Source organism: Gottfriedia sp. S16(2024) (genome assembly GCF_050473765.1).
GTDB lineage: Bacteria > Bacillota > Bacilli > Bacillales > Bacillaceae_G > Gottfriedia.
Genome location: NZ_JBFLUO010000001.1, coordinates 1,496,279 through 1,522,854, shown reverse-complemented (window position 1 = coordinate 1,522,854; position 26,576 = coordinate 1,496,279). Strand labels below are relative to the sequence as shown.

Below are 26,576 nucleotides of genomic sequence, written 5' to 3'. Positions count from 1 at the left end.
TTAGATACCAGTGTTCGTTATAGGCAGATTGATTTCTGAAAATTTATCATAGCCATTAGGATTATTTTTTTGCCAATTCCAAGCATCCTCACACATGTCGTTAATATCTTTGATTGCTTCCCAACCTAGCTCCGCTTTTGCCTTGGAAGGATCTGCAAAACATATAGCTGCATCTCCTGGCCGACGTTCCTTAATTGTGTAAGTAATTTTTCTTCCAGAAGCTTTTTCAAATGCTTTAACCATTTCTAGAACGCTATAGCCTCTACCTGTCCCGAGATTATACGCGTTTACTCCATTTTCATCTCCAAGCTTTTCTAGTGCTTTTAAATGGCCCTTCGCTAAATCCACGACATGAATGTAATCCCTAATACCTGTTCCATCCAACGTTGGATAATCATTTCCAAAGATATTTAAACTAAGTAACTTTCCTACTGCTACTTGCGATATGTATGGAACTAAATTGTTTGGAGTTCCTTTTGGATCTTCGCCAATCAATCCACTTTTATGGGCACCTACAGGATTAAAGTATCTCAATAATGTAATTCTCCAATTATTGTCGGAATTATATAAATCTCTCAGTATATCCTCTATTATTTGTTTCGTGCGACCATATGGATTTACCGCCCCTAACATCATGTGTTCAGAAATTGGCACTTGATCTGGGGAGCCATACACGGTTGCAGATGAGCTAAATACAAGCTTTTTTACATTATATTTTTTCATAAGTTCACAAAGATAGATGGTGCCGGTTACATTATTTTGATAGTATTCAAGTGGTTTGCTATTTGATTCACCAACTGCTTTTAATCCAGCGAAATGCATTACAGCATCAATATGATGGTTCATAAACACTTCTTCAAGCTTCCCTTTATTTAATATATCTATATGATAGATTGGGAAATATTTTCCTGTAATTTCAGATATGCACTTTAAACTCTCGGGACTACTATTTGAAAAATTATCTACAACAATAATTTCATAGTCATTATTTAAAAGTTCTACACAAGCGTGACTTCCGATATAGCCCGCTCCACCTGTAATTAAAATTCTCAATTGTGCCATCCTCCTATATAAAATAAAAGTAATGAAAAAAAGCATTTCAACTAATAAGTTAATTGAAATGCTCTATTCTTGAACTTTATTTAATTTTAAACTTCTTATTCCTCCCTTTAATTTACTAGTTAATAAATGCTTAATTTGTATTAAGCTTAGTAATGGCCTGTAAATTAATGGATGAATTTTAATGACTAGCAATAATATTTTTACAGTAAAAGGTAACTCTTTTAGTTTTACTGTTTTATTTGAGTATTTGTTTAAAATGCTAGTAACTTTATAATATTCATTTTTATAAATCGAAAAATTAGTATTTGTAATAAATAAATTTAATAAATGTAATGAAGTAAATACCAATTTTGTTAACACTTTATTACATAGCTCTGGGTAATATTTAATCATGAAATTATACATATCTATATATATTAATACACTATCAATTTTTATATTCTTAGTTGAATCTTCCATTATACTTCCACTTCGCTGTAAATAATTATATTTAGAACTACCAACACAACAAACTTTATTACTTTCATGAATCATTCGATAAGTAAAGTCAGTATCCTCGTGAATAATCCCTATTTTAAATCTTTGTTTTTCAAATAAACTTCTTTTAAATAACTTTGTACACACAACTTCATTATACATTTTTCCATCTAGTAAGGTTCTCATTGCTTCCTTTCTGCTTTGAACCATTAAAGGATATGGATTATTCTCAATCTTTTCATTATCTTTTAAAATAAAGTAATTACAGCTGGCAATTTCGCATTCTTTTTCTACACACATATCATAAAGTAATTTATACATATCTGGTTCGATCCAATCATCGCCATCCACAAACCCTATGTATTCCCCTTTAGCAATTTCAATACCTGAATTTCTAGCATCAGATAGTCCACCATTTTTTTTATGAATTACTATAATTCTACTATCTTTTTTGGAATACTCTTCAGCTATATTCCCACAACGATCGGGGGATCCATCATTTACTAGAATCAGTTCAAAATCCGAAAATGTTTGGGATAAAATTGAATCAATACATTTATGAATATAATTTTCAACATTATAAATAGGAACTATTATACTTATTTTAGGATGCATATTTTAATATCTCCTATAAAAAAAATTTATCCTTTTAACACATAATTTTTATTATTTTTTTTATTATCGACTACATTAAAAAGTTTTTTATTCCAAAATATCCGCACACTAACCAATTTAATCGATATTTTAATAACATTGCCATAACTTTATTTTTATAGGGTAGTTTCTTCAGATTAGTGTTTTTTACAGCTTCATTTAACTTTGGATTATTTAACATTGACATGATCCTACTTAATTTATCTCTAAATCCGATATCATGCCTTCTACATTCACATATAATGCAATGAATTGTAACATTGAGGAAATTTGCCCCACCAATATAAATATTACTTTTAAAATAATTTGCATAATCTTGTGAAGTTCTATAAATAATTACTCCATTTGTTTCAAAAGTTTTATCATTATATTTACTTGATGAGCTATCAATCCCTCTTCTGTAATTATAAAAGGACTTATCCATATATAACGCACATTTAGAATGTTTTAGATATTCCAAATTAAATATCCAATCTTCTCCGTAAAAAATGTCAACATTTAATCTAATGTTGTTACTATCTACTAGTTCTCTACAATATAAATTCGATGCTAAAGAATTTATATTTCCAAATTCAAGTGCAAACGGAACTAGTTCATTTAATATTTCACTTTTATTAAATATACTTTTATTTATTTCTTTTATTGGAGCATGAACAATTTGATTATCTTTATTTATAAGTTTTATATTTGATAGAACTAAATCTACTTCCTTATTCATAGCACAAGCCAACATTTCTTTATACATGTTTTGTTCAATCCAATCATCAGCATCAATAAAGGATAAGTAATTACCGCAGGAATGATCAATTCCATTATTTCTAGCTTCACTTGGACCAGCATTTTCTTGGTTTAAAACTTTTATTCTAGGATCTTTATTAGCATACTCATATGCAATATTGAGGCTATTATCCGTAGATCCATCATTCACTAAAATTATTTCAATATTTTTTTCAGATTGAGAAATTAAAGAATTAATACACTCTTTTAAATATTTCTCGGCATTATATATAGGAACTATTACACTTACTAAAGGTTGCAAGATCTACCCCCCTTTTAATTAAATAATTTTTACTAACTGATTAATTTCAATTGAATTATCAAATTGTTGATTTTCTAAGTTCCTCATAAATTTTAAGGATAGATCTTTTTCCTTTATTATTTTCACTATATTTGATACTAGTTCATCGATATTGCCATAAGTTAATCCATTTTCATGATGTTGTATCTGCTCTCTAAATTCTGGGATGTCACTCGTTACAATTGCTTTACCTAAAATCTTAGCTTCTAATACCGTAATTCCAAATCCTTCTACATGTGAAGGCTGCACATAAATGTCACACATTTTCATATAAGGATACGGATTACCTTTACTCCCAAAAAGAAAAAATTGTTTTACTAATCCTTTATTTTTTATTAAACTAGTTAATTTTTCTTTTTCAGGTCCATCTCCAATAACTATCCATTTTATTTTAAACCCTTGATTACCTAACTTTTCACATGCATTTATTGCATCCTCTATCCCTTTTTGAGGAATTAATCTACAAACAGTAACAATCAGTATCTCGTCCGTACTTTTTTCTATATTGTGTTTGACCATCTCATTTGCCATACTTTTTATTAAATTTGGCGAGACGATATTATTTATTATTTTTATTTTATGATTACATGCTGGAAATTTCTGCATTAGCACTTCTTTACAATGCTTTGAAACTGTCATTATGAAATCTAATTCTTTAAAATAGTGATTATCTAACTTATAGTTATAAGGGATTTTGCTATAGTCTGTATGAATCCATCCAACTTTTTTCTTAGCTTTAACATGATCTACTGAAAAATAGATTGATTTTTTTTCTAGAAATCCCACAGATAAATCATATTCTTTATTAAATTTGGGAAGAAAGTGACTAACATACTTCCATCCAATATACTCTTTTTTCAAAATGTATTTATGAATTGTTAATATTAATAGAAAAATGAATTTAGTAAAAAAAAGGTTGTATTTTTTACTTATTAATAAATTAGTTAGTGATTTAATTGGTGGTGCTGAAAAAAATTTATAATCATTATCTTTATTAATAATATTTACTTCCTTTGGTACTAGTGAAATAAATTCACCTGAATAATTAAATAAAAATAAATCCACATCAAATTTCTTATAGTCAATCTTTGATAATAGAGTTACTAAACTTTTTTCAGCACCTCCTATCCTTAAGGACTCAATTGAGAACAGCAATTTTTTCTTCATTCGATATTTTCTCCTGATTGTTCTCTATTAATCTATATAACTTATTTATCTCGTGCTCATTACCTAATTTTTCGTTTTTCAGGTTTGCAGTTAATAGGGTTAGTTTTTCTTTATAATCTATTGCCTCTTTTATAGCTTTGAACACACTTTCTTCGTCCATATTTGTAATTATACCATTTACTTTATTCTCAATTTGATCTAGTACAGTAGAAAAATTAGTAACAATAATAGGCTTATTTAGTATTTTTGCCTCATCAATTGCTACAGACTTACCTTCATATCGTGAGGGCTGGGCATAGAGATCGGCCTGTTTTATATATGGATAAGGATTTTCTTTTTCTCCTAAAAAAATAAAATCATTATTTAGGTTTAAATCCGTTACCATTTTTTTAAACTTTGATTCTTCATTTGAGGTTCCTATCGAATACCATCTAAAATTATATCCATTTGCTTTTAATTTAGCAGATGCTTTAATTGCAATATCGTACCCTTTACTCATTAAAGGTCTACCCACAGTTACAATCTTGGTCCCTTCAAAACCATCAAACAAGTCTAAGTTACTACACGCCATATTGTTAATTAATGTCGGTGAACTGATATTTTCAATAACTCTCGTTTTATGGGAGCATTCTGGAAAAAATTTATCTAAAGATTGTTTACAAATTTCTGAGACAGTTACAATGTAATCCACTTTAGGGTAATATAATTTATCGGCCGAATAGTAGTAACTCCATTTTTCATAATCATTATGGAAATAGGTTATTTTTTTATTGGCTTTTATCTTATCTACTAAATAATAAAGAATTTGTTGACCATTATAATCAATAGCGACATCATAATGCTCATCAATAATAGGGAAGTTAGATGACATATACATTGCAGCATAACCTTTATTAAGTCTGGATAGTAAGAAATGAAATGTTCTTTTCAATGCAAATTTTATCTTTTTTTCCTTTATTAGATCTAAAATACATCCCGGGAATTTTTTGAAAAACGAAGGTGGGAATCCCAGATTTATTAAATTTACTTCTTTTGGAATTTGATTTAAAAAGATCCCAGTCGGTGAGAATACAGCTATATCGATTTTATATTTACTGTAATCAAAACATTGTAATAATGTCACTAAGCTTTTTTGAAATCCACCACTTTCCATATCTGAAACTAGAAATAATACCTTTTTCATATTTCCATCCTCTTTCTCTATCCTTTTATATTGAGAAAATACTAGTATAACCAGCACTATTGCTTATTTGATAATAGAAAAACGTCATATAACAAACCATAATGCCAAAATAAATTAATTGATTAAAGCTGCTTTTCTTAAATAATGCAGTTAGTTTCGGAATCAATAATACGCTAAATATCGTAAAATAATCTGCAATCCTAGCAATAAAAACATAATTGGATGAAAGTAACATAAATATCACGCCTATTACGTAGAGATTTACCAAATGATCGCTATTTGAATATATTTTTTTTAGTGGTACTCTCCAAATAAATAAAGGAAATAACGGAATTATAAATATCAAAATCCTCAAAATATTAACACCATAATAACCTTCTGTTAATGTTTTAAAATAATCACTATACTTAGTATTTGCTAGAGCTGCCTCTAATATATTCACGAGTATAGCAAATGAAACGGTAAACGTGACTCCAGATACCATCGTTAGAATTGTCCACTTTGTCCAAGCTCTTCCTTTATAAATTAGATATGTTGGAATCATTATTAAAGCAGAAAAGTGAAAAGTCGACGCGACTAATATGGAGATCAAATATTTTATGAATTTTCCTTTACCCAGATATCTTATTGCCCAAAATACAATACTGATTGCTAAGTACTGTCTCATAATATTAAAACTAGTAAAATAAAAGCCAATACATATGTAAAGGAGTATACTTAACTCAAACTTCTCACTAAATTTAGCAATTGTTAAAACTATAAGCGTATTGGTTATTGCTGCGCAAATAAATATAAGAAATTGCGGTTGAATCGATATTTTATACAATGCCCAATTAAGTAATGCAAAACCCGGCTCAATCTTTAATGAAAATATATCTTTAAAATCCATATTTCCAATTTTGGCGTAATCACTTCGATAGATCCATTCATCACTATAAAGAGCATTCATGAATCTAAGTCCAGATATCAGTATTAAAGTAATTAATACAGGAAAGATAAAATATTTATTATTAATGAATTGCTTATTTTTAATAATTCCAAATCGTTTTGCTAACCACCCATAGCTATAAGCAAATAGTAAAGTCAAAACATAAGGTACCAAAATAGACTCACCCTTACTAAAATCAGTTATTATACTTTACATTCCAATAATGATATAACATTATACCTGCAGGTAAAGTAGACCAGAATAATAAATACTGTTTCGAATTTTTTGACATCCAATTTAATTTTTTCTTGGCAAAAAAACCATAGCAAATATATAGCATCATACTTTTAATTCGAACTCTCCAGTTGAAATTTTTATCTATAGTTTCTTTACTGCTTTCCATACCACCTAAAGGACAGTTAATCCGTAATCTTCTTCCTGATTTCGTTAATCCTCCTTCTAAATATTCAGTGATATAAATAGGTTTATTAATATATAACGTTTTGTATTTACGTGCAATTCGTACCCAAGCAACATGCTCTCCAATAAATCTCTCATTTTTATATACCGGAAATGGGTATTTCCTTAAAATATCCGTAACAAATACTTCGCTCTTATCTCCTTTTGTCCCTTTGTTCATAATTAAATCAATATAAGTAGAAATGATTTCACTTTCATTAAAAGTATCACCAATTATCTTTCCATCACTGTAGCATCTTAGGAACGATATACTTCCAATTTCCTTTTGCTCCTTATACTTTTTATAGTAATTATTAATCGATCCTACAGCGTCAGGGGTTAGACGATCATCACTATCTAAAATTAATGATAACTTTCCCTGGGCATGTTTTACGCCTTCATTTAAAGCTGTGTGCTTTCCACCATTTTCTTTATAAAAATATTTTATATCTATTTCATTTTTACTCATTAGTTCAGCAACGATCGCTTTCGTATCATCAATACTTCCGTCATCTATGATAATCCATTCAAAATCTTTTAATGTCTGATTCTTTAGACTTACATAACAGTCGATTAACAATTTACTTCTATTAAATGTAGGGGTTAAAATTGTAAGAAACTTTGACACTTTATCCCTCCAGCTTTAACATACTGATATATATTTTTTTTATTGAAGCTCCATAGTTTGTAATATCGTAATCTTTTTTAATTGAGTGATAAGCGTTTTCTCCAAATTGTTTACGTTTTAACTCTTGATTCTTTAAATATAGTAAACTCTTTATGAATTGTTGATAATCTAAATTAGAAATAATGAATCCATTATGCTCATTTTTTATAATCTCACTTATACTTCCCACATCCATTGCAACTACAGGTTTTTCAAAGCACATTGCTTCTAAAATTACCATTGGAAGTCCCTCATTTATCGATGGCAAAAAGAATATATCAATAAGTGGATAAAATTTGTAAACATTATCTTGATGCCCAGTGAGTTTAAACAATTCCTCTAATTCTAGATTTTTTATTAAACTTTTTATCTCTTCTTCCTGATCTCCGCTGCCTATTAATAAAAACTGGCATTCTTCAAACTTCTCTTTCTGTTTTGCTAATTGGTAAATAAAAGGAATGATTCCTTTTTGTTCGGAAAGTCTACCAACAAAACCTATTATTACCTTTCTTTTTGGTATACTAAATTCTCGATAGGCTCTTTCTCTATCCATATCTACATAATTTCTAATCTCTTCAACATCAATCGCATTCGAGAGCGTAGTAGTGTTCACATGATTAATAAAGTCAGAATTTTTTTTATAGTATTCAAATACTTCTTTGCCACACGCAATATTATGGTCATATCGTTTTCGAAAAAAAGTATCAATTAGTTTATTTAGGTTATTACTTTCTAACCATGGATAACAAATATGAATATGAGAAAGAACTTTTGCGTCTAAGTGAAATATTTTTATCGTTAAATAAGAAAAAATCGATGCTATATTGTCATGTGCATGAACAATCTTAATGTTGTTATTTTTTATTATTTTTCTTAGATTCAAAAATATTTTTATTGGGTTTTTATCTTTAAAGTCTATTGAGTAGCTCTTTATATTATTTTTTTTAAAGATTGATTTTAAATCTTCTCCACCACAAACAACTATTGGTTCATCATTTTTCATATTTTTACATAAAATAAGAGCCAATTTCTCGGCTCCACTCAGCTTATTCATTGGTAAAACGTGTAAACTCTTCATAGTAATAGACTCCTTACTTACAGAGCATAAGATTTAGCTATACTACTTACCACTTGATTTACGTCATACTTCTTAATAAAGTGATTCGCGTTCGAAGCCATCTGTTCTAATAATACTCTGTCCTTAATTAGCTGTTCAATTCTGTCCGCAGTTACGGTTGGTTCATTAGTTGGTACTAAAAATCCATTTACATTATTTTCAATTAAATCTCTAATACCTCTGATATTTGTACCGATCACTGTTTTCTTACATGCCATTAACTCCATTATGTTTCTTGGGAGACCTTCCCTATGTGATAAAAGAATCCCAATATCACAGGCAGCTATAAGTTCACTAATGTCATTACGAAAACCTAAAAACTGTATATTTTCTTCTAATCCTCTAATTCTTACTACTTCCTTTAGTTCCTCTTTTAGCGGTCCATCGCCTGCACATACTACATTGACTTGAATCCCTCTATTTTTTAAAATATCGACGGCATCAATCATCTGCCTATGATTTTTATTTTGATTCACCTCTGCAATCATAAGAATAACAAAGTCATCTTTACTTAAATTCAATTTTCTTCTAATTTCGTCCTTATGAAATAAATCCATGTTATAGGAAGCAAAATCAACCCCTACACCATGGACTTTTAGAATCCTATTTATATTAAATTTCTGAGCTCTCTGAAAATCCTCAGTATTCATCGTTATGATTGTGTCTGTAAAGTAACCCATTATTTTTTCAATAGGATAATAGATACACCAATTTGTAACGGGAGCCCCCTTATAAAAGTGAAATCCATGTACTGTATATACTGTTTTTAGTTGGGGAAACTTGGCCTTTAAAAGTCTTCCGTACAATGCGGCAATTGGTGTATGGACATGTACAATATCATACTTATGCTCTGCTTGTATTTTGATAAGCTGTCTAAATGCCTTTAGATTTGATGGATGAAATGGATTCCTAGAAAAAGGAATGTCGTAAATATTTACGCCTTGCTCAGTTAGAGATCTCTCGATTTCTAAATCAACTGAACAGGCACAATCAACTATGTTTTTATCACTGATAAGTTTTTTAATATGAGGAACTAAAAAGGCATTGATTGTTCTACTTAGTGTCGTTATATATAATATTTTTTTCATAGAATTCACCAATTATTCCTTTTAACCATTCCAGTTTTATTTTTCTCTACATTTGGCATTGCTTTTGTAGCTGAGATGAATCTAGTCCCTAATCCCACCGTTGGAATAATACCTTTTTTTACTTTCATATAAATGGGCACTCCTTTAAGATATTGAAAGCACTTGTTCTATTTCAATTTTACTGTTCGAAATATTCAGTAATTTATCTTTGAGATTTTCCTGATCCAATGTAGAATATGTTAAAATTATTTCATTTATTTCGTCAATATATAGTTTTGATGTCTTTCCTACATAAATTTTCGGATAAACTTGCTGTTCATACACTTCTTCTTTATTCAATAATTCTTCGAACAGCTTTTCACCTGGACGTATGCCAGTAAACTCAATTCCCACTTCATCAATTGAGTTACCTGAAAATTTAATCAAATTCTTAGCAAGGTCAACAATTTTTACAGGCTCGCCCATATCCAATACAAAAATTTCTCCTCCATTAGCTAAAGCTCCGGCCTGGATCACCAGCTTCGAAGCCTCAGGAATTGTCATGAAGTATCTAACCATATCTGGATGAGTTACTGTAATTGGTCCACCCTTTTCAAGTTGTTTCTTAAATAAAGGAATCACGCTACCCCGACTACCTAAGACATTTCCAAATCGCACAGCGACAAACTTAGTTTTACCATTTCGATCCAAATTTTGTATTATCATTTCTGCCAATCTTTTAGTTGCCCCCATTACACTAGTTGGATTTACGGCTTTGTCAGTTGAAATCATAACGAAATTTTCAACGTCATATAAACTAGCAGCAGTTGCAACATTTAGTGTACCAATGATGTTATTTTTCACTGCTTCTTCAGGATTTTGTTCCATTAAAGGAACATGCTTATGTGCAGCTGCATGGTATACTACATGCGGTCTATGTTTTCTCATAATCGATATCATTTTCTTCTCGTCTTGTATATCTGCAATTTCTGTTACAAATTTAATCGAAGTATTTACGAATTGCTCTTTTAAATCCATTTCTATTGTATAAATGCTATTTTCACCATGTCCTAATAAAATTAAAGTACTTGGACTAAACTTTGAAATTTGCCTACAAATCTCAGACCCAATAGACCCGCCTGCACCAGTTACTAATACAATCTTATTTGTAATTGAATCTGAAATCATTTCAATATCCAGTTCAACTGCCTCACGCCCCAATAAGTCTTCAACTTGTACATCACGAAATTGATTTACGGATACTTTTCCAGTCATAATATCCTCTAGCATTGGTAGAATTTTTGTTTTTGCTTTTGTTTTAGTACATTCTTGTAAAATTTTATTAAGTTCTTTTCTTCTTAAGGATGGAATTGCAATTATTATATTGCTTATATCTAGTTTATTTACATAATTTTCAATCTGGTTTACTCCACCTATTACCGGAATACCCAAAATATGTAAATTTTGTTTTTTAACACTGTCATCGATAAATGCAATTGGCTTTAATTCTGAATCATAATTTTTTAACAATTGTCTTACTACCATTGTACCTGCAGCACCAGCACCAATAATAAGTGTTCTATTTTTATTCTCTGTATTCTTCTTAAACGAATCTGTATATATTCTCCATACTAAACGGGTTCCTCCGATTAACAAAATATGTAGAACCCACGTTACCGTTAATAGTCGGAAATACATTTCATGTATAATCAACTTCTGTACGATTGCAGTGCAAAGAATTGAGTAAGTAATTGCTTCAAAGATTATGATTAGTTCTCCGATACTTGCATACTCCCAGGCCTTCTTATATAGCTTAAAAATAAATGAAAATAAATGATGGCTAAGTACCAATGTAATTGAGCTAATAACAATCGGAGCTTTGAAAACATCAATCGTTGCGTTTACTAAAAATCGACTAAAGAAAATAGAAGTTAATACAATAAATGAATCTAAGAAAATAATAAAAGAAACTCTTTGTCTATAAGTCACATTTCTTACTCCTTTTCTACACGAGTTCACTTAAAATTTTTAAAGTCTTTAACTATTGAATCCCTTTAAAAATCCAATAGTTAAAGACTTTAAATTAAATATTGGGCATCCAACCCACCCTCACATCACACTTTCGACGACTTGCGTCTAAGGTATCTTTCAACCCACAGTATAACCGAGTGCCTTCATTGATAGAGGTAAGAAGACATCACCTTTACTTCAAGTTGGTACTATTCTTAATAAAGAACAAGGTTATAAAAATAAAATCTATTTTTTTAGCAACTAAAATCCTTATCTTTTGTTATTTAGAATGACTCCTACTAACTTTGAACTATCATTTAATAGTTTTTTAGCTTGAATAAGATCAATACTTTCTGTTTTCCCATAGCGAATAACCAATATTACACCGTCACAATAATCTGAGAAAATTTTTACATCTGCAAATTCAAGAACAGGAGGTGTGTCAACCAAGACCATATCATATTGATTTGTTGCTGTCTCGATTAATGTCTTCATTAATATTGAACCTAATAGATCGGCTGCATTGGCAAGAGTTGGTCCACTAGGTAATAAATCTAAACCTTTAATTTCCGTATGTTTTATTGCATCTTCTAATCTATTTTCTCCTGTTAATACGCTACTTAATCCAAGAGAGTTACCAATATTAAAAGCAGAAAATAGCTTCGGTCTTCTTAAATCAGCATCTATTAAGAGAACCTTTTTTCCCAACTGTGTTAGTGATATTGCTAGATTTGCCGCAGTTGTAGATTTCCCCTCATTATGGTTTGGAGATGTCACAATTAAAGATTGGGTCTTCCGTCCATCCACTGACCCTAGAAAATTTGTTCTAATTGTCCTGTATTCCTCAGAAATTCTACTATTTGGACTATTAGAAGTTACTAGATTGATTAGATTGATTTTGTTCTTTAATTGTGATGATTTTCTGTTCATTAATCGCATGATACTCCTCCTTCATAGCATTAAGTTTCCTTTCACTTTTGCTTAATGACGTATTTTTCTTTCTCATTTTAGAAACAGTCCCTAAAACAGGAATTCCAAGTAATTCCTCAACATTTTGCTCTGACCTCACCGTGTCATCCAATGAATCAAGTAAAAAGACGAGTCCTATACCAACAGCTAATCCTACTAACAATCCATAAATACTATATTTGCTATAATTTTCATTAATTGGAATATTATTGACCTCTGCACGTGATAAAAGTTTAATATCCTTAAATCCTAATATATTTGGCATTTGATTCATAAAAACATCTGCTGTAGTATTGGCTATCTCTGCCGCTAAATCAGGATTTGAATCTACTACAGTAATTTTAACCACCGATGAACCGTTTACACTTTCAACTGTAATTTCTTTGCTCAAATCATCTGAGGTTATATTCAAATTCATCTGCTCAATAACATATTCCAATAATGATGGCTCTTTTACCATTACCAATAGTGTGTTCATTAAATCTGGTGTTTTTGCATTTACTATTAATTTAGAAGAAGTGGAGTACAGTGGAGTTGTAAGATAGACTGTATAGATTCCACCTAAAGCAAAAAATAGACTGATTGATACAATAAGTATCCAAATACGTTTCTTTATGATTGCGTATAACTTTTTAATGTTAAATTCATTTTCCAAATTCATCACCACTTTTTTCAATATTTTGTTTATACTGCTTCCATCGGATAAGTTCATTATAAAGAACAAAATTTGAGAGGACTTGTATTTATTCTATAATTCAAAAATAACTAAAGGTAAATTTCTTTAAGGTTCTTTATATTGAACAAAACTATGGATAATAATATTCATTTTTAATAGAAACAGGTATTAAAATTCTACAAAGTCACTACTAAATTAATTTAAAATTAACGTTCAGTTTCTATATAACGAACAGCTGAATGTAAAAAATGATATATATTATAGATACTAATCCATTCTAAATGGCGTATTGTTTCAACAAAATACTGAAAATTACGTTAATTATAAACTAAATTTTAATTCCTTAAAAAGAACAAGTCAATAATATTTTCTATAAATTTACATCCTTTTTACCAAATTAAAATACATTTGTTTTTATTTTTTTAATTAAAAATTCCTATTAAATTATTTTTAAAAGTTTAAATATATTTCTTAAATTAAGTCTAAAGTTGTTCTTTTTTAAGAAATATAGGTGCTAATCTACTAAAAACTACTTTTCCCTTTCAATTTAAGGATAAAAATATTATGCTAAACGCTTTGTCTTAAGGATAAAGAAATCACTAAAACTAAAAAAACAATAATATTAATGAAGTAGTCTAATCGTTTTTTTCCATACTTGTCCCTTTTTTCACGCCCCACTGCTAAATGGTAGATTCTATATAATAAATTTATTATAGATATTTCCATATATGCCAAGTCGTCGTTTAAATTGAATAATTTCTTTTTTATGTTTAATCAAAAGTGCCAAAGATTTAACATCAACTATTAAGTTTTCTTTTTTACAAATTTTTACTTAAGAAATATATTTAGTAAAAAATTAGTAATATTTCCAAGTTTCTTCGGGAATTCTAGTTTTAGCCTATTATGAAAGGAAGTTTTAATATGGAACAAACTCTGTACGAAAAATATGGTGGAGAAGAAACAGTCGGAAAAGTTGTGGACTATTTTTACGATGATTTAGTACTAAAAGATAAAACGGTCAATCACTTCTTCGAAAAAACAGATATGGATAAGCAGCGTCGCCATCAGACAAAATTTATCAGCTTTGCTTTAGGAGGGCCAAACCAATATTCAGGAAAATCAATGTCAAAAGCCCATGCAGGCATGAATATTCAACCTGAACATTTTAATGCAATTGCTACCCATCTTCATGATGCTTTAGCACATTTTGGTGTTAGTGAAGCAGATATCGATCTGGCCCTTACAAAGGTTGAGTCTCTTAGAGATGATATACAGTATAAATAACGCTTAACAATAATGCGTTCACTAAGATTGTATTGATTACTCATTTAAGGTGCTAATTTTCCTCTAAGGACTCTTCGCATCATAATCCAGTGCCTCCAGTCAGTCTAAATAGTTGAAACTTCTCTAAATACTGACTGGAGATATCCAAAAAGCCCATAAAAAAAGGGGACGTCGTCGCCCCAAAAGTAAATTATGAAGAGGTATTTATAACTCAAATTACTTCCCCCTCTATAATCCATTCATCAGAATAGTAATTTCCGTATTTCTACATTATATGTTATTTTACTAAAGTCAGAAGACTTTAACTTGTAAGTGCTTGTTGCTCCGTCGACCAGTTTATAACCTAATTTAATCTGACTTCTATAATTATGATTTGTGCCTTTTGTAAAACTTGCATCTACATAGAAATTACCACCATTGAAAACTTTTCCACCTGTAGTATCAATTGTACAAATTGGCGAAAACTCTACACCTCTATTATTTGTACCACCAGTAGCATCATCATAGTAATCATAAATTACACCTAATACTACTTTTACATTAGTAGAAATCCCAGCATCTATATAAACTGATCCTTTTACATTTACCTTTGATGCCATTTCAACAAATTTATCCTTAAATGCCACTCCATCTGAGACGGGCGTTTGTAAATCTGAGAAATTATACATTAAATAATTTTGAAAGCTCGTCAAATTATAACTAACATAGTTAAATTTTGATCGTAATTTATACAATGAGTCTTTTGATAAAGACAACCCATTTTTATATATTTCCATACCTTCAAAATAGTAACCTGTTCCATCTGAACCATTTATATCAATTAGTGATTTCAAAGTTGTGAAATCACCTGGAGGCATACAGTTTTTAAAAATTACACATCCGTTTGGATACTGATTAATATCACTGCTATCAATCTCAACCGGATTCACAGTTCCTGTTTCTGGACCTTCACCTAAATAAGTTCTTCCTCTTAAAAAAAGTCCTCCATTTCCTGAAGGAGCGGTAATTGGAATGTTTTCTATAATTATTGGATTAATTCCAAATGCCCAGCCTTCATAATCAATTATCGTTGTCTTCTCAGGCTGCGCGTCTGATTCGTATGCTTCCTGATATAAATTAGAGATATTCACACTACCTTTTGTGTGAATGACCATAAAGCGATCGAAATTATTTTTATCTGCGCCTAAATAGCCAATTGCTACGTGGATATTTGAAATTGAACATGGAGTACCCCCATAACCAAATCTAATACCAACTCGATTGTAAAGGAGCTCTACATCATCTGCTTGAAATAAATGACTTGCTGATTTAATGTATATTCCATAATGACAGGTTGAGAATGACATATGTTTACCGCCACTTCCTGAACATGAAAAACCTGGTGATTTAAATCCGTAATCAAAGCCATGAATGAATACATTATAAAAATGGAAATTGTATTCAGCAGATCCGTCATTTTGTGCTCCAAAACAAACTCCGGTTGGAATTTCTGTATAACCTTCATAAGAATAGAACTTTAAATCCTCCACATAGAAGCAAATGCCTGGAGAAGGATTTCTTCGGTCATATATAAAATCTTGCTTATTTGTCTTAATTGTAGTGGATACACTTTTAAACCAAGATGGGGATAATCCATCATTTTCACCTTTTAATTTTATTGTAATACTGCCTGATATACTAGTTAGGTCTATTGGATTAAAATAATATTCTCCTTTTGGTAAATAAAAAGTAAATTCACCATTTGGGTATTGTGTAATTAAACTTTTTAGAATCGCTGAATTACTTGCTGCAAATGCACTATTTCCTGATTTTACCCCTAAAGTTTTTAAATCAATAACTAAACTAAATAATTCATTCCGATTTAAAAATAAAACATTACCATTACTTGATCCAATAAAGAGTTCATTTGTATCCGTAGTAAATCCAAATTCACCAACATCCAAAAGTGGTAAATTTGCTTTAAGGCCTCTACGAATTTGTATTTTTTGTGCCATTAAAAACTCCCTCCATCTATATTGCCTAAAGGTGTGTCAGTAAAATTCCCACCATCTACCTTCTGATCAAAGTTCACATCAGTAAAACTACCACCATCTATATTGAGAATAACCGTAAAAAAAGGAGCTTTATTACTTAAAAACTTTTCAGAATATGAAACAAAAAAAATACTTTTCTTATTTTCTAATGCTTGTCCAATTTTAAGAAAATAAGTCAAAAAACTTTTACCTCCATTCAATGAATATTATTTAGATATAATATCTTATGAAAATCATTTCTTAATTGTCTCAATAAATGACTATTAATATAGAAATAACTTTTTTACATTTTAATTATGTTTGACACAAAAAAATACTAAGATTAGTTCATAAACCAATGATAAAGGTTTATTAGATTAATCTTAGTATCTTTAAAAACTTACTCTATTCTATTTCCAAAACACTCCCTCAAACTCAACTAAATCGTGATAAGGGTACAAAGGTTTCAATAATCTTGCTTTTGTCCATAAATCTGTTGTTTTTTCTAAAGCAGTTAAAGATGCTTTATATTTTTCATCAACTGTAATATATTTTACATTACCTAGATGCTGGAGTGAGTACCCAGTTATTTGTTTAAAGAAGGTTTTATTGGCGTAATCCAATGGGTCACCATTTACAATGTAATTAGTAAACAGCGGTTTAAAAGTTTTTTGGACTTTTTGTGACTTTGCATGAAGTTTTTTCGAACCATCATCTAATAGTACACCTAATGAGTTAAATGTAACTCCCTGTACAAATAGATGATTTTTCAATTTTTTATCATTTTTAAGCTGATAGCCTACAAATTGGGCCAAATAACCTCCAAAGGAATGACCTGTAACATATACACTTGAATGATTGTTCTCTTTTTTATTTAATATTGATGTAACCCAGGCATATGCTTGCTGAGCTTGTTGATCTACGACAACTGGTGAACCATTCTCTGGAGTTTCAAATTCAACTAGTCTTTGATAAATATCTTGTAAATTGATTTTCTTTAATCCACTAAACGCAAATAACAAACTATTATTTTTTTTGTTTTTTAATGCTATTGCTGAAAATCCAATATTACCAGATGTAATAGAAACAAGCTGATAATCACTAAGATTCTTATGAACTTGAGTAAGTAATGGATCAGCAATCCCTTTATGTTCTCTTAAGCTTTTGCCTAATTCTTTATCTAGAAATGCTTCATAAGAAAGCTCAGATGCTGCTAGTAATACGCCATTGGGAAGCTTCTCTAGCTCTCTTTGCTCTTGTTGGCTACATCCAGTGGTCGTTGTAAAAAAAGTAAGTACTGTAACGATAAAAATAACTACACGAAAATTCATTAGTAACCTAGCCTCCTTTCGACAGTCTCTTTCTTCATATTATGTCCACGACCATATGACATGTTCATCTTTTCCCCAAAAAAGCAAAAAAATATACATAAAATTATTGACAGTTTTATTTTACAAATGTTATCATATAAATTTTGTTATTTCATTTATTAATGTTATACTTAAGTTATAAGAATTTTCGGAGGTGGGTACATTGTTCAAAATTGGCGATCAAATTATTTACCCAATGCAGGGAGCTGCAGTAATTGATTCCATCGAAGAGAAAGTTATACAAGGTGTAACACAACAGTACTACATAATCAACATACCATCCAGCAATTTAAAATTGATGGTTCCTCAAGGGAATGTTTCAAACACGAAAATTCGTTTAGTCGAAGACAATGAACATTTAAGTAATGTATTAGATGACTTTTCAAATGGTCTTCCCGACGATTCCTTATCTTGGAAACAGAAATATGATTTAAACATGAAAAAATTAAAGTCTGGCGAATTACTCGCTGGTGCTCAAGTGGTACGTGATCTAACACTTCAAAGTAGAGAGAAACCTTTAAATCCTAGTGAAAGAGAAATGCTAGACACGGCTAAACGCATGTTTGTTGGTGAACTTAGCTTAATTAAAGGCATATCGCAACTTGAAGCAACCGAATTAATTGATTCTGCATTAAAATAAAGTTTTGTTTAAGAAAAGGAGCTTACTTTAAGCTCTTTTTTTTGTTGATTTTTTAACTATTTAGCTTCAAGAATACCTAGGACACTACTTGATTAAACAAGGTATGTATGTAAGTTACGAGTCCGCATTTTTTTTAATAAAATTTATTATTGTTTTTCCACCAGTTTTTAAACCACTTTTAGTTGATTTAGTACAATTATAATAGAGAAGCCAGCAGATATTTGCAGTTTTAGAATTTTTTTCAAATTTACTTTTAATTAATTTGCAGATTTGGCTGTTTTTTATGGTTGCAGATATTTTATTTGCAATCGACGCCATTACCACTTCACTTCTCCAAACAAAATAAAAAAGACTGCTAACAAAAATGCTAGCAGCCTTTTACTCACTCAAAAGTGAAAATTATAATTTAACTACGTTTTCAGCTTGAGCGCCACGGTTACCTTGAGTGATCTCAAAGCTTACTTTTTGGCCTTCTTCAAGAGATTTGAAACCTTCGCCTTGGATAGCTGAGAAATGTACGAATACATCGTCTCCACCTTCAACAGCGATGAATCCGAAACCTTTTTCTGCGTTAAACCATTTTACTGTACCTGTGTTCATTGTACGAACCTCCATTATACCTGTTTTTTTACACTTAATGAGTATTGTTAAGAAAAAATACACACATTAGAACAGGATGAAAATTCGTCCCTTTTAACACATGAATTGAATTAACCAATTTCTTATTAAGTATGTCCCTATCGTAACATAAAATGAAATGAAAAACAAATTGTGCACGAAGAATAATTAAAAATTAATAATTTTTATAAAAAATGACCTTATTTTTTACTTTTCGTTAGCAAGTATTAAACCAACTGGTAAGTTCTTCTTCATAATACTACTAAAGTAACTATTAGGAACTGGTTTGTTCCCTACATAAGGAGAAATTTCAATAGTAAATCCAGGTCGTTTTTTTGCAGCGACATACCAGTCCTTATATCCACCGCCTCCACCTTTTGCGGGAGCGACCAAACTATAGCCTGTTTGTTTTGATAATTTTGTAGCAATTGCCTTATCTCTAGCCATTTGAGTTCCTGATTGGTTATAATGCCAGAAAATAATATTTCCTGATGAGTGATATGCAACTGTATTTTTGAATGAATGTTTATTTGTGAAATCATATAAAGCTTTAGCTTCTGGTTCACTTAGAGCCTTTGTACCTTTATAGTTATCAGGGCCAGGCTTTGACTTATTACCAGAAATTGTATTCCACCCAGCTGGATATTGACGATTTAAATCTACGCCACGTACATTTGCCTTCCAAGCTTTAAAATTCTTGCTACCATTATTTAATTTAATGGCCTGATTTGGATTCTTTGCACTGCTCGCACCTTTTTGTACAAGCATTACACCATCAGGATTAACCATTGGTACAAAATAAATAGACGTTTGGGATAATGTTTTCCTTACATCAAAACCAGATATTTTTGTATTTTTTTCATACGCACTAGCGTATTGATCAAGCATTTCCATTATGACATTTGTCGTCATGTGCTCACGTGCATGATGCGAACCGTTTATACTAATTTCAGATTTACCAGTCCCTAACTTAATCGCATATAAATTTCTACCATCTACAGATTTACCAATTGTTTCAACTTTAGTAAATCCAGGGTACCAAGCATTCAGCTCCTGTAAATCCGCTGTCAACTCGTCATATGAGTAGTCACCATTTGGGTCAACGTAGTTATAAGTTTTTAACGAAATATCTGCTTTAGGGATTAGCCCCTTAAGCCCTCCAACTTTAACGACATAATAAGATGAATAAGCTGAATCAATTACTATTTTTTGTTTAGCAGGTATACTAACCATCGTTGGTTTCGGATCCCGTGGGAAAACAATTTTAGTATTTCGTACTGCAACACCCGCCGTAATTTTAACAGGCTGCGTCACAATACTGATTACAGGCAATGTCTCATTTGGTAAAGGGGTTGTTTTATTTTTATCAATATAAGCAGTTTGATTAGAATATTGGATCATTAAATACTGATTCTTCTCACCTGTTTTACTAAAAACCGTATTTGCTTTAACTGTTCCCCTATTCACTAATTTACCATTTTCATTTAATAATAGAGGTGTATCGCTAGTTACCTTAAAAACTTTCGCCGTTGGGTAGATTTCCCATGGCGTTGCATTTCGGACCGCACTTTTCAAAATAGTCCCAGCATTCCCATTATAAGTAACATAGTAAAGGTCATTCTCCTCTTTATCTACTTTTAACTTAACGTTTGCTGGTATTGTTATAGTAGTTGTTGTTACGTTTGTTGCTGCACCAGTCTTTCCTCCGGTTGTTTCACCTGTTGTTCCTCCAGTTGTTCCCCCGGTTGCTTCACCTGTTGTTCCTCCGGTTGCTCCTCCAGTTGCTTCACCTGTTGTTCCTCCGGTTGCTTCACCTGTTGTTCCTCCGGTTGCTCCTCCAGTTGTTCCTCCAGTTGTTGCTCCGCCGGTCGTTCCTCCAGTTGCTTCACCTGTTGTTCCTCCGGTTGCTTCACCTGTTGTTCCTCCGGTTGCTCCTCCAGTTGTTGCTCCAGTTGTTGCTCCGCCGGTCGTTCCTCCAGTTGTTGCTCCGCCGGTCGTTCCTCCAGTTTCATTATTCTGAATCGTCAAATCTGTAGGTTTTAGCGTTACAACCCATTTTTCTGAATTTGCATTTGTTGTTGATTCTGCAAATACATCTTTAAACATACTAAACATAAGTACTAAAACAACTAAACTAATAAAACCTTTTTTCAAACCCTTCACCTCTCTAATTAATCAAAAACAATTGTGTATATGTAAGTAATTGTTTTTATATAATAATCTCATAACAGACGAAAAGCTCCCTATTTAGGGAGCTTATTTTAATTGTCTAATATATTATTAGTTTATAATATTAGCATTTTCATTGCATATTAAAATTGTATTACACACCTGTCTATTCCTGTTACGTTTTTTACTTTAAAATAGGTATGTTTTTATAGATTTTAGTTGAAACTATGAGGATTTTACAATATAAATACGATTTTTTTTTGAATTTATTTGATTCGATGCTTTTTATTTGCCATTCCCGGATTTTAATTGCGATTTAAACTTTTTATTTGCGTTCCCGGATTTTAATTGCGGTTCACACTTTTTATTTGCGATTCCTGAATTTTAATTGCGTTTCACACTTTTTATTTGCGATTCCTGAATTTTAATTGCGATTTGCACTTTTTATTTGCGCTCCTGGAATTTAATTGCGTTTCACACTTTTATTTGCTGTTTCCGAGTTACCAACTTTCATTTTTTCCCTTTTCGGCTATGTGTATCGTATTTGTTTAGGGTATAATTACCAATAAGAATGTTTCGAGTAAGGAGGCATCGAATGCTTCAGCGTGATTTAAGTAAAGATATTATTTATGAACTTTCATATTCACTTTTTTCAAAGCTTTCTCCTCAAAATACGAGGGACGCAGAGCTTGTTGAAACTGGCCTGCAGTTGTATAGGCTAGGTCAAGTATACAATGTATCGGTTCGCGAAGGTCGCCTAGTCGGGGTTGTCGAAGAGGGCGACCAAATTCATTTACCAATTCTACATATTGAAAACCATGATCAAAATGGATGTGATTGCTACGAAGCTCCTCCATGCCAACATCAAATTGCACTACTTTGCTATGCTGCCGCTTCATTTTCTTTAGTCGGAGATATTATGAGGAAGTTTAAACAGTCTTCTTTAAAAAGTATCCCGAATATCATGACCGGTCGCCAACTGCTGGATCAAATGAATATGTTTGAACAGGATCAACCTAAAGAGACAGTGGCGTTGTTTGAGCAAAAGTATAAGGAGTACATAGAACAGCAAAGGACGTCATTTTACCAAGATGTTTATTTTGTTTATCCATTATATGAACGGTTTTATCATGGATTATTGAACCAACAACCACGTCAAGAAAAGGAAAAGCTACAATATCAGTTACTTGCGTCAATTTTTACAATGAATAAAATGGTCGGACAAATAGAAATTCAAAGTACAGTTTACGACAATGCTCATTTACCACGTGAAATGACAATGCTAGAAAATCAAATTGACGCAGTTAGTAGGCAATTACATAATTTAACTGGAGGTTCTGTTTCTACTCAGTACGAAGAGGTTCTTCGTGAGCAGTTGCAATCTCTTTTATTAGAAAGAAACCTTTGTTTAGTTCCTCGATATAACTCTTTTCGTCATGTATATAAAGAGCTATTAAATAGTCCAAAGATTTTATATAAGGATTTAGAAACTTTATCAAAGGTTGAGGACAATTATTATGCAGATTTAGGAAAAGCTCATCTATACTTTTTATTAAAAGAAGATGAATCAATGCTGTCCATTATAAAGCAATACAGCAATAATGAACGTACTCTCTATTGCTTTACTTACTGGATTGAAAGTCTTCGAAAAAACAATGAAACAGATCGACTAACATTGTTTTTGCCATTATATTACGAGATGCTTTTACACTTTTTAAAAAATGGCGATGATGAATATGCAAAAACTACTTTTGCGAAACATTTCCTTACTAATTATGAGTACAATAGTTTTTACACTAATGAAACGGCTGGGTTAGAAGTAGTTTATCAAGCATTACTACCATATAGTGTGATGCAGTACACTGATTATTTAATGCATAATCGTGAATACAAACGATGGGCTGAGCTACAAATGCACTTATATTCTTACAATCCTGATTACATTGATAAACATGACCTTCAGGAAGTACATAAGTACTCACCTCAATCAGTATTGCCTATTTACCATCACTTGGTTCTTTATTACATTGAGTTAAAAGGTCGAGCAAACTATAAAATAGCTGTACGATATTTAAAAAAACTAAGAACAAATTATAAAAAATTAAAGCGTATGAATGAGTGGGATGACTATATTCAGTATGTTGAATCTCAATTTATTCGTTTACGTGCACTTCAAGAGGAATTAAAGAAAGGAAAATTAGTCAATGAAGCGACTAGCAAATCTTAGTATTGCCGTAAAATGGGTCGAGCGAAAAGGCTTACTCATTTATGGAATGCAAAGTCACGGTGTCATTTTACCGGTAACCGCATGGAAGCATCTAGTGTTTCAATGGCATGAACCTTCATATTATGGGACATTATTGCAGCCGACCCGAGTCGGTCAGATTGAAGGAATTCTTTTAACTCCAATCGAAGCACTTACTTTTTTTAGAGAACATCAAGAAAACTCACTAGTAGAGATTACTTATTTAGATGAAGCAAACGAGTTTCATTCGGTCATCTCACGTTTATACGATGATTTTAACGAAGGCCACGTTTCGCCAAGTTTTGCTCATTATCAGAATGGCGAAGAGCTATGGAAAATTGATGGATTTGAACAATTAGAACCAACTTTACAGGAATTGGTTTCTTCTGCAATTAAACAGCAGTTTGAAATCGAAACATTACAGTCTAAACGTTGGGATATTGCTAGGGGCTTGTATCACAATCCAAGTTATATAAAACAGCAACTCACACATAGTATTGATGAAGATGATTGGCATGTGAAAATCGGGTTAAGAGACGATGATGTTCCATTTTCAATTCGATTAGTACTTGAAGAGCCATTGAGTGAACATGATGACTGGAATTTACGTACATATTTAATTGATGAACGAAAAACGATAAAACCTTATGAATATAACGGACATGAATCATTACATAAAAAGCATTCATCTTATGCTGAGTATTTAGATCGAACGTTCCAAGGAGTAGGCTTATTAGCACCAAACTTAATCGATGATCATAAGCCAAAAGAAGTTTTAAGTGAACAAGAAGCTTGGACTTTTTTAACAGAGGATAGTGAAAAAGTACTTTCCGCAAATATTCAGGTTCTTTTACCAAGCTGGTGGCAAGCTTTAAAACAAAATAAGATGACTTTAAAAGCAAGTGTAAAAGGTAAACCTGCTGGAAATTCATTTTTCAATATGGAAACATTGGTTGACTTCAACTGGCGAATTTCTACAAATGGGATGGAGCTTTCAGAACAACAATTCCAGCAATTCGTTGAAAATCAAAGACGCTTAATTCAATTTAACGGTCAATGGATTGCACTTGACCCTGCTTTTATTGCACGTATGAAGAAAATGATGGCAAAGGCTGAAAAACAGGGACTTAGATTTCACGAAGTTCTTCAACATGAGCTACTACAGGGGACTGAAAAACCTGAGGACGATCACTCACCTTTTGCCGAAGTTGAAATCGAAGTAGATGATGTATTCCGAGAACTAACTAAACGATTAACATCCATTTCAGAAGTTCCTGAGCTTAATGTTCCTCATGGTCTGCAAGCAACTTTACGTGCATATCAACAAAAAGGATTCGAATGGCTAGTTCATTTGAAAAATATGGGATTTGGTGCATTACTTGCTGACGATATGGGGCTTGGTAAAACAATTCAATCGATCTCTTATTTAGCTTATCGTAAAGAAAACGAAGAAAAACAAGGGGCATCATTGATTGTCTGCCCTACTTCTGTTATCAACAACTGGAAACGTGAAATTGAATTATTTTATCCTGATTTAACTGTTCATGTTCACTATGGAGGAAATCGATTAAAAGGTGAAGATTTATTTTCAGTAATAAGAGATGTTGATATTGTCATTACTTCCTATGCTTTAAGCGTTTTAGATTATGAGGACCTTACGCAATATATTTGGAAAAGTATCATTCTTGATGAAGCTCAAAATATAAAAAATCCAACAACAAAGCAGTCTCGTGCAGTTCGTGGGTTAAAAGCTGAGCATCGCATTGCTCTTACCGGTACCCCAATGGAAAACCGCTTAACGGAGCTTTGGACAATATTTGATTTTATAAATAGAGGATATCTTGGTTCGCTAAACCGTTTCGCTAGCAATTATGTAAACCCTATTGAAAAGGACCGAGATGAAGAAAAGATAAATGCTGTTCATCGTTTAATTTCGCCTTTCTTACTAAGACGGACAAAGCAAGACGAAGATGTTGCTTTAAATCTTCCACCGAAACAAGAACAAAAGATGCTCTGTCCTTTATCGGTTGAACAAGCGGCATTATACGAACAAGTTGTTCAAGACAGCTTAAAACAAATCGATACATTAACTGGTATCGAACGTCGTGGCCGTATTTTATGGATGCTAAATAAATTAAAACAAATCTGTGATCACCCTTCTTTATTCTTAAAGGAATCACAGCTTGTTGAATTCGAAGAGAGATCAAGCAAAGTTGAACGACTATTCGAATTAATAGACCCAATCCTTGAACAAAGCGAAAGCTGTCTAATCTTTACTCAATATGTGAGAATGGGCGATATGCTTAAAGAGGCAATCCAAGCAAAATTTGGTGAAGAAGTATTATTCTTAAACGGTAGTGTTCCTAAAACTGCCCGTGATAATATGATTTCTCGCTTTCAAAACGGCGATGTAAAAGTGTTTATTCTGTCACTCAAAGCTGGCGGAACAGGACTAAACTTAACAGCAGCAAATCACGTAATGCACTTTGACCGTTGGTGGAACCCAGCTGTTGAAAATCAAGCGACTGACCGTGCATACCGAATCGGACAAACAAAATTCGTTCAAGTCCATAAATTTGTAACGATTGGGACACTAGAAGAAAAAATTGATGAAATGCTACAACGGAAACAATCACTTAACGATACAATCATAACGAGCGAACAATGGATTACAGAATTGTCTATGGATGAGCTTGTTGATTTGTTAGGAGTTTAATATGCAAG

Annotated in this window: 22 protein-coding genes; 4 read left to right on the top strand and 18 right to left on the bottom strand. The window is 31.5% G+C overall.

What is annotated here, in order from left to right:
* From galE to AB1282_RS07115, 13 genes are all read right to left on the bottom strand, one after another.
* Positions 1-1,053 carry a UDP-glucose 4-epimerase GalE gene (gene galE, locus AB1282_RS07175; protein ID WP_390310000.1) on the bottom strand — a complete coding sequence of 351 codons (1,053 nt, stop codon included), beginning with the start codon at positions 1,051-1,053 and terminating at the stop codon, positions 1-3.
* A gap of 72 nt (positions 1,054-1,125) precedes the next feature.
* Positions 1,126-2,154, bottom strand: coding sequence for a glycosyltransferase family 2 protein (locus AB1282_RS07170; RefSeq protein WP_390309999.1), 1,029 nt, complete (start codon positions 2,152-2,154; stop codon positions 1,126-1,128).
* 70 nt (positions 2,155-2,224) lie between these two features.
* Positions 2,225-3,232, bottom strand: a complete 1,008-nt coding sequence (locus AB1282_RS07165; protein ID WP_429898773.1) for a glycosyltransferase family 2 protein — start codon at positions 3,230-3,232, stop codon at positions 2,225-2,227.
* Positions 3,233-3,250: 18 nt separating this feature from the next.
* Positions 3,251-4,438, bottom strand: a complete 1,188-nt coding sequence (locus AB1282_RS07160; protein ID WP_429898772.1) for a glycosyltransferase — start codon at positions 4,436-4,438, stop codon at positions 3,251-3,253.
* Positions 4,410-5,621 carry a glycosyltransferase gene (locus AB1282_RS07155; protein WP_390309993.1) on the bottom strand — a complete coding sequence of 404 codons (1,212 nt, stop codon included), beginning with the start codon at positions 5,619-5,621 and terminating at the stop codon, positions 4,410-4,412. The genes AB1282_RS07160 and AB1282_RS07155 overlap by 29 nt, the downstream gene beginning before the upstream one ends.
* Positions 5,622-5,646: 25 nt before the next feature.
* Positions 5,647-6,723, bottom strand: coding sequence for an EpsG family protein (locus AB1282_RS07150; RefSeq protein ID WP_429898771.1), 1,077 nt, complete (start codon positions 6,721-6,723; stop codon positions 5,647-5,649).
* 22 nt (positions 6,724-6,745) lie between these two features.
* On the bottom strand, positions 6,746-7,636 hold the full coding sequence (locus tag AB1282_RS07145) for a glycosyltransferase family A protein (protein ID WP_429898770.1): 891 nt from the start codon (positions 7,634-7,636) through the stop codon (positions 6,746-6,748).
* 1 nt (position 7,637) lies between these two features.
* A complete protein-coding gene (locus AB1282_RS07140) occupies positions 7,638-8,753 on the bottom strand; it encodes a glycosyltransferase family 4 protein (protein WP_390309988.1) in 1,116 nt (371 codons plus the stop codon).
* Between the two features lie 17 nt (positions 8,754-8,770).
* The gene (locus AB1282_RS07135; RefSeq protein ID WP_429898769.1) at positions 8,771-9,880 is read right to left on the bottom strand and encodes a glycosyltransferase family 4 protein; all 1,110 of its coding nucleotides are present in this window, start codon (positions 9,878-9,880) and stop codon (positions 8,771-8,773) included.
* A 5-nt stretch (positions 9,881-9,885) separates the two neighbouring features.
* A complete protein-coding gene (locus AB1282_RS07130; protein WP_390310389.1) occupies positions 9,886-10,008 on the bottom strand; it encodes a hypothetical protein in 123 nt (40 codons plus the stop codon).
* Between the two features lie 16 nt (positions 10,009-10,024).
* Positions 10,025-11,848, bottom strand: a complete 1,824-nt coding sequence (locus AB1282_RS07125; protein ID WP_429898768.1) for a polysaccharide biosynthesis protein — start codon at positions 11,846-11,848, stop codon at positions 10,025-10,027.
* Positions 11,849-12,139: 291 nt separating this feature from the next.
* A complete protein-coding gene (locus tag AB1282_RS07120) occupies positions 12,140-12,808 on the bottom strand; it encodes a CpsD/CapB family tyrosine-protein kinase (protein ID WP_429898767.1) in 669 nt (222 codons plus the stop codon).
* Positions 12,738-13,493 carry a YveK family protein gene (locus tag AB1282_RS07115; protein WP_390309980.1) on the bottom strand — a complete coding sequence of 252 codons (756 nt, stop codon included), beginning with the start codon at positions 13,491-13,493 and terminating at the stop codon, positions 12,738-12,740. The genes AB1282_RS07120 and AB1282_RS07115 overlap by 71 nt, the downstream gene beginning before the upstream one ends.
* 942 nt (positions 13,494-14,435) lie before the next feature.
* Here AB1282_RS07115 and AB1282_RS07110 point away from each other — a divergent pair.
* A complete protein-coding gene (locus tag AB1282_RS07110; RefSeq protein ID WP_429898766.1) occupies positions 14,436-14,798 on the top strand; it encodes a group I truncated hemoglobin in 363 nt (120 codons plus the stop codon).
* Positions 14,799-15,040: 242 nt separating this feature from the next.
* Here the strand turns inward: AB1282_RS07110 and AB1282_RS07105 are convergent, their stop codons facing one another.
* The 3 genes from AB1282_RS07105 to AB1282_RS07095 form a co-directional block, all read right to left on the bottom strand.
* On the bottom strand, positions 15,041-16,792 hold the full coding sequence (locus tag AB1282_RS07105; RefSeq protein ID WP_429898765.1) for a hypothetical protein: 1,752 nt from the start codon (positions 16,790-16,792) through the stop codon (positions 15,041-15,043).
* Entirely contained in the window at positions 16,792-17,010 is a 219-nt protein-coding gene (locus tag AB1282_RS07100; protein WP_429898764.1) for a hypothetical protein, read from the bottom strand. Before AB1282_RS07100 ends, AB1282_RS07105 begins: the two co-directional genes overlap by 1 nt.
* A 210-nt stretch (positions 17,011-17,220) precedes the next feature.
* Positions 17,221-18,141: a lipase family protein gene (locus AB1282_RS07095; protein ID WP_056469396.1), complete on the bottom strand. Its 921-nt coding sequence runs from the start codon at positions 18,139-18,141 to the stop codon at positions 17,221-17,223.
* Positions 18,142-18,334: 193 nt separating this feature from the next.
* On the opposite strand from AB1282_RS07095, the gene AB1282_RS07090 reads away from it, so the two are divergent.
* Positions 18,335-18,820: a CarD family transcriptional regulator gene (locus AB1282_RS07090; protein ID WP_286131649.1), complete on the top strand. Its 486-nt coding sequence runs from the start codon at positions 18,335-18,337 to the stop codon at positions 18,818-18,820.
* Positions 18,821-19,219: 399 nt separating this feature from the next.
* Here the strand turns inward: AB1282_RS07090 and AB1282_RS07085 are convergent, their stop codons facing one another.
* The gene (locus tag AB1282_RS07085; protein ID WP_056469390.1) at positions 19,220-19,420 is read right to left on the bottom strand and encodes a cold-shock protein; all 201 of its coding nucleotides are present in this window, start codon (positions 19,418-19,420) and stop codon (positions 19,220-19,222) included.
* 225 nt (positions 19,421-19,645) lie between these two features.
* A complete protein-coding gene (locus AB1282_RS07080; protein WP_429898763.1) occupies positions 19,646-21,592 on the bottom strand; it encodes a M14 family metallopeptidase in 1,947 nt (648 codons plus the stop codon).
* A gap of 610 nt (positions 21,593-22,202) precedes the next feature.
* Between AB1282_RS07080 and AB1282_RS07075 the strand changes: the two genes are divergently transcribed.
* Positions 22,203-23,834 carry a hypothetical protein gene (locus AB1282_RS07075; RefSeq protein ID WP_056469383.1) on the top strand — a complete coding sequence of 544 codons (1,632 nt, stop codon included), beginning with the start codon at positions 22,203-22,205 and terminating at the stop codon, positions 23,832-23,834.
* Entirely contained in the window at positions 23,812-26,568 is a 2,757-nt protein-coding gene (locus AB1282_RS07070) for a DEAD/DEAH box helicase (protein WP_390310828.1), read from the top strand. Before AB1282_RS07075 ends, AB1282_RS07070 begins: the two co-directional genes overlap by 23 nt.
* The last annotated feature ends 8 nt before the right edge of the window (positions 26,569-26,576 follow it).

Excerpts from the sequence above, each read along its gene's own strand:
- AB1282_RS07170 (WP_390309999.1), bottom strand. The coding sequence starts at position 2,154 with ATGCATCCTAAAATAAGTATAATAGTTCCTATTTATAATGTTGAAAAT.
- AB1282_RS07160 (WP_429898772.1), bottom strand. The coding sequence starts at position 4,438 with ATGAAGAAAAAATTGCTGTTCTCAATTGAGTCCTTAAGGATAGGAGGT.
- AB1282_RS07155 (WP_390309993.1), bottom strand. The coding sequence starts at position 5,621 with ATGAAAAAGGTATTATTTCTAGTTTCAGATATGGAAAGTGGTGGATTT.
- AB1282_RS07140 (WP_390309988.1), bottom strand. The coding sequence starts at position 8,753 with ATGAAGAGTTTACACGTTTTACCAATGAATAAGCTGAGTGGAGCCGAG.
- AB1282_RS07135 (WP_429898769.1), bottom strand. The coding sequence starts at position 9,880 with ATGAAAAAAATATTATATATAACGACACTAAGTAGAACAATCAATGCC.
- AB1282_RS07130 (WP_390310389.1), bottom strand. The coding sequence starts at position 10,008 with ATGAAAGTAAAAAAAGGTATTATTCCAACGGTGGGATTAGGGACTAGA.
- AB1282_RS07120 (WP_429898767.1), bottom strand. The coding sequence starts at position 12,808 with ATGCGATTAATGAACAGAAAATCATCACAATTAAAGAACAAAATCAAT.
- AB1282_RS07110 (WP_429898766.1), top strand. The coding sequence starts at position 14,436 with ATGGAACAAACTCTGTACGAAAAATATGGTGGAGAAGAAACAGTCGGA.
- AB1282_RS07105 (WP_429898765.1), bottom strand. The coding sequence starts at position 16,792 with ATGGCACAAAAAATACAAATTCGTAGAGGCCTTAAAGCAAATTTACCA.
- AB1282_RS07095 (WP_056469396.1), bottom strand. The coding sequence starts at position 18,141 with ATGAATTTTCGTGTAGTTATTTTTATCGTTACAGTACTTACTTTTTTT.
- AB1282_RS07085 (WP_056469390.1), bottom strand. The coding sequence starts at position 19,420 with ATGAACACAGGTACAGTAAAATGGTTTAACGCAGAAAAAGGTTTCGGA.
- AB1282_RS07075 (WP_056469383.1), top strand. The coding sequence starts at position 22,203 with ATGCTTCAGCGTGATTTAAGTAAAGATATTATTTATGAACTTTCATAT.
- AB1282_RS07070 (WP_390310828.1), top strand. The coding sequence starts at position 23,812 with ATGAAGCGACTAGCAAATCTTAGTATTGCCGTAAAATGGGTCGAGCGA.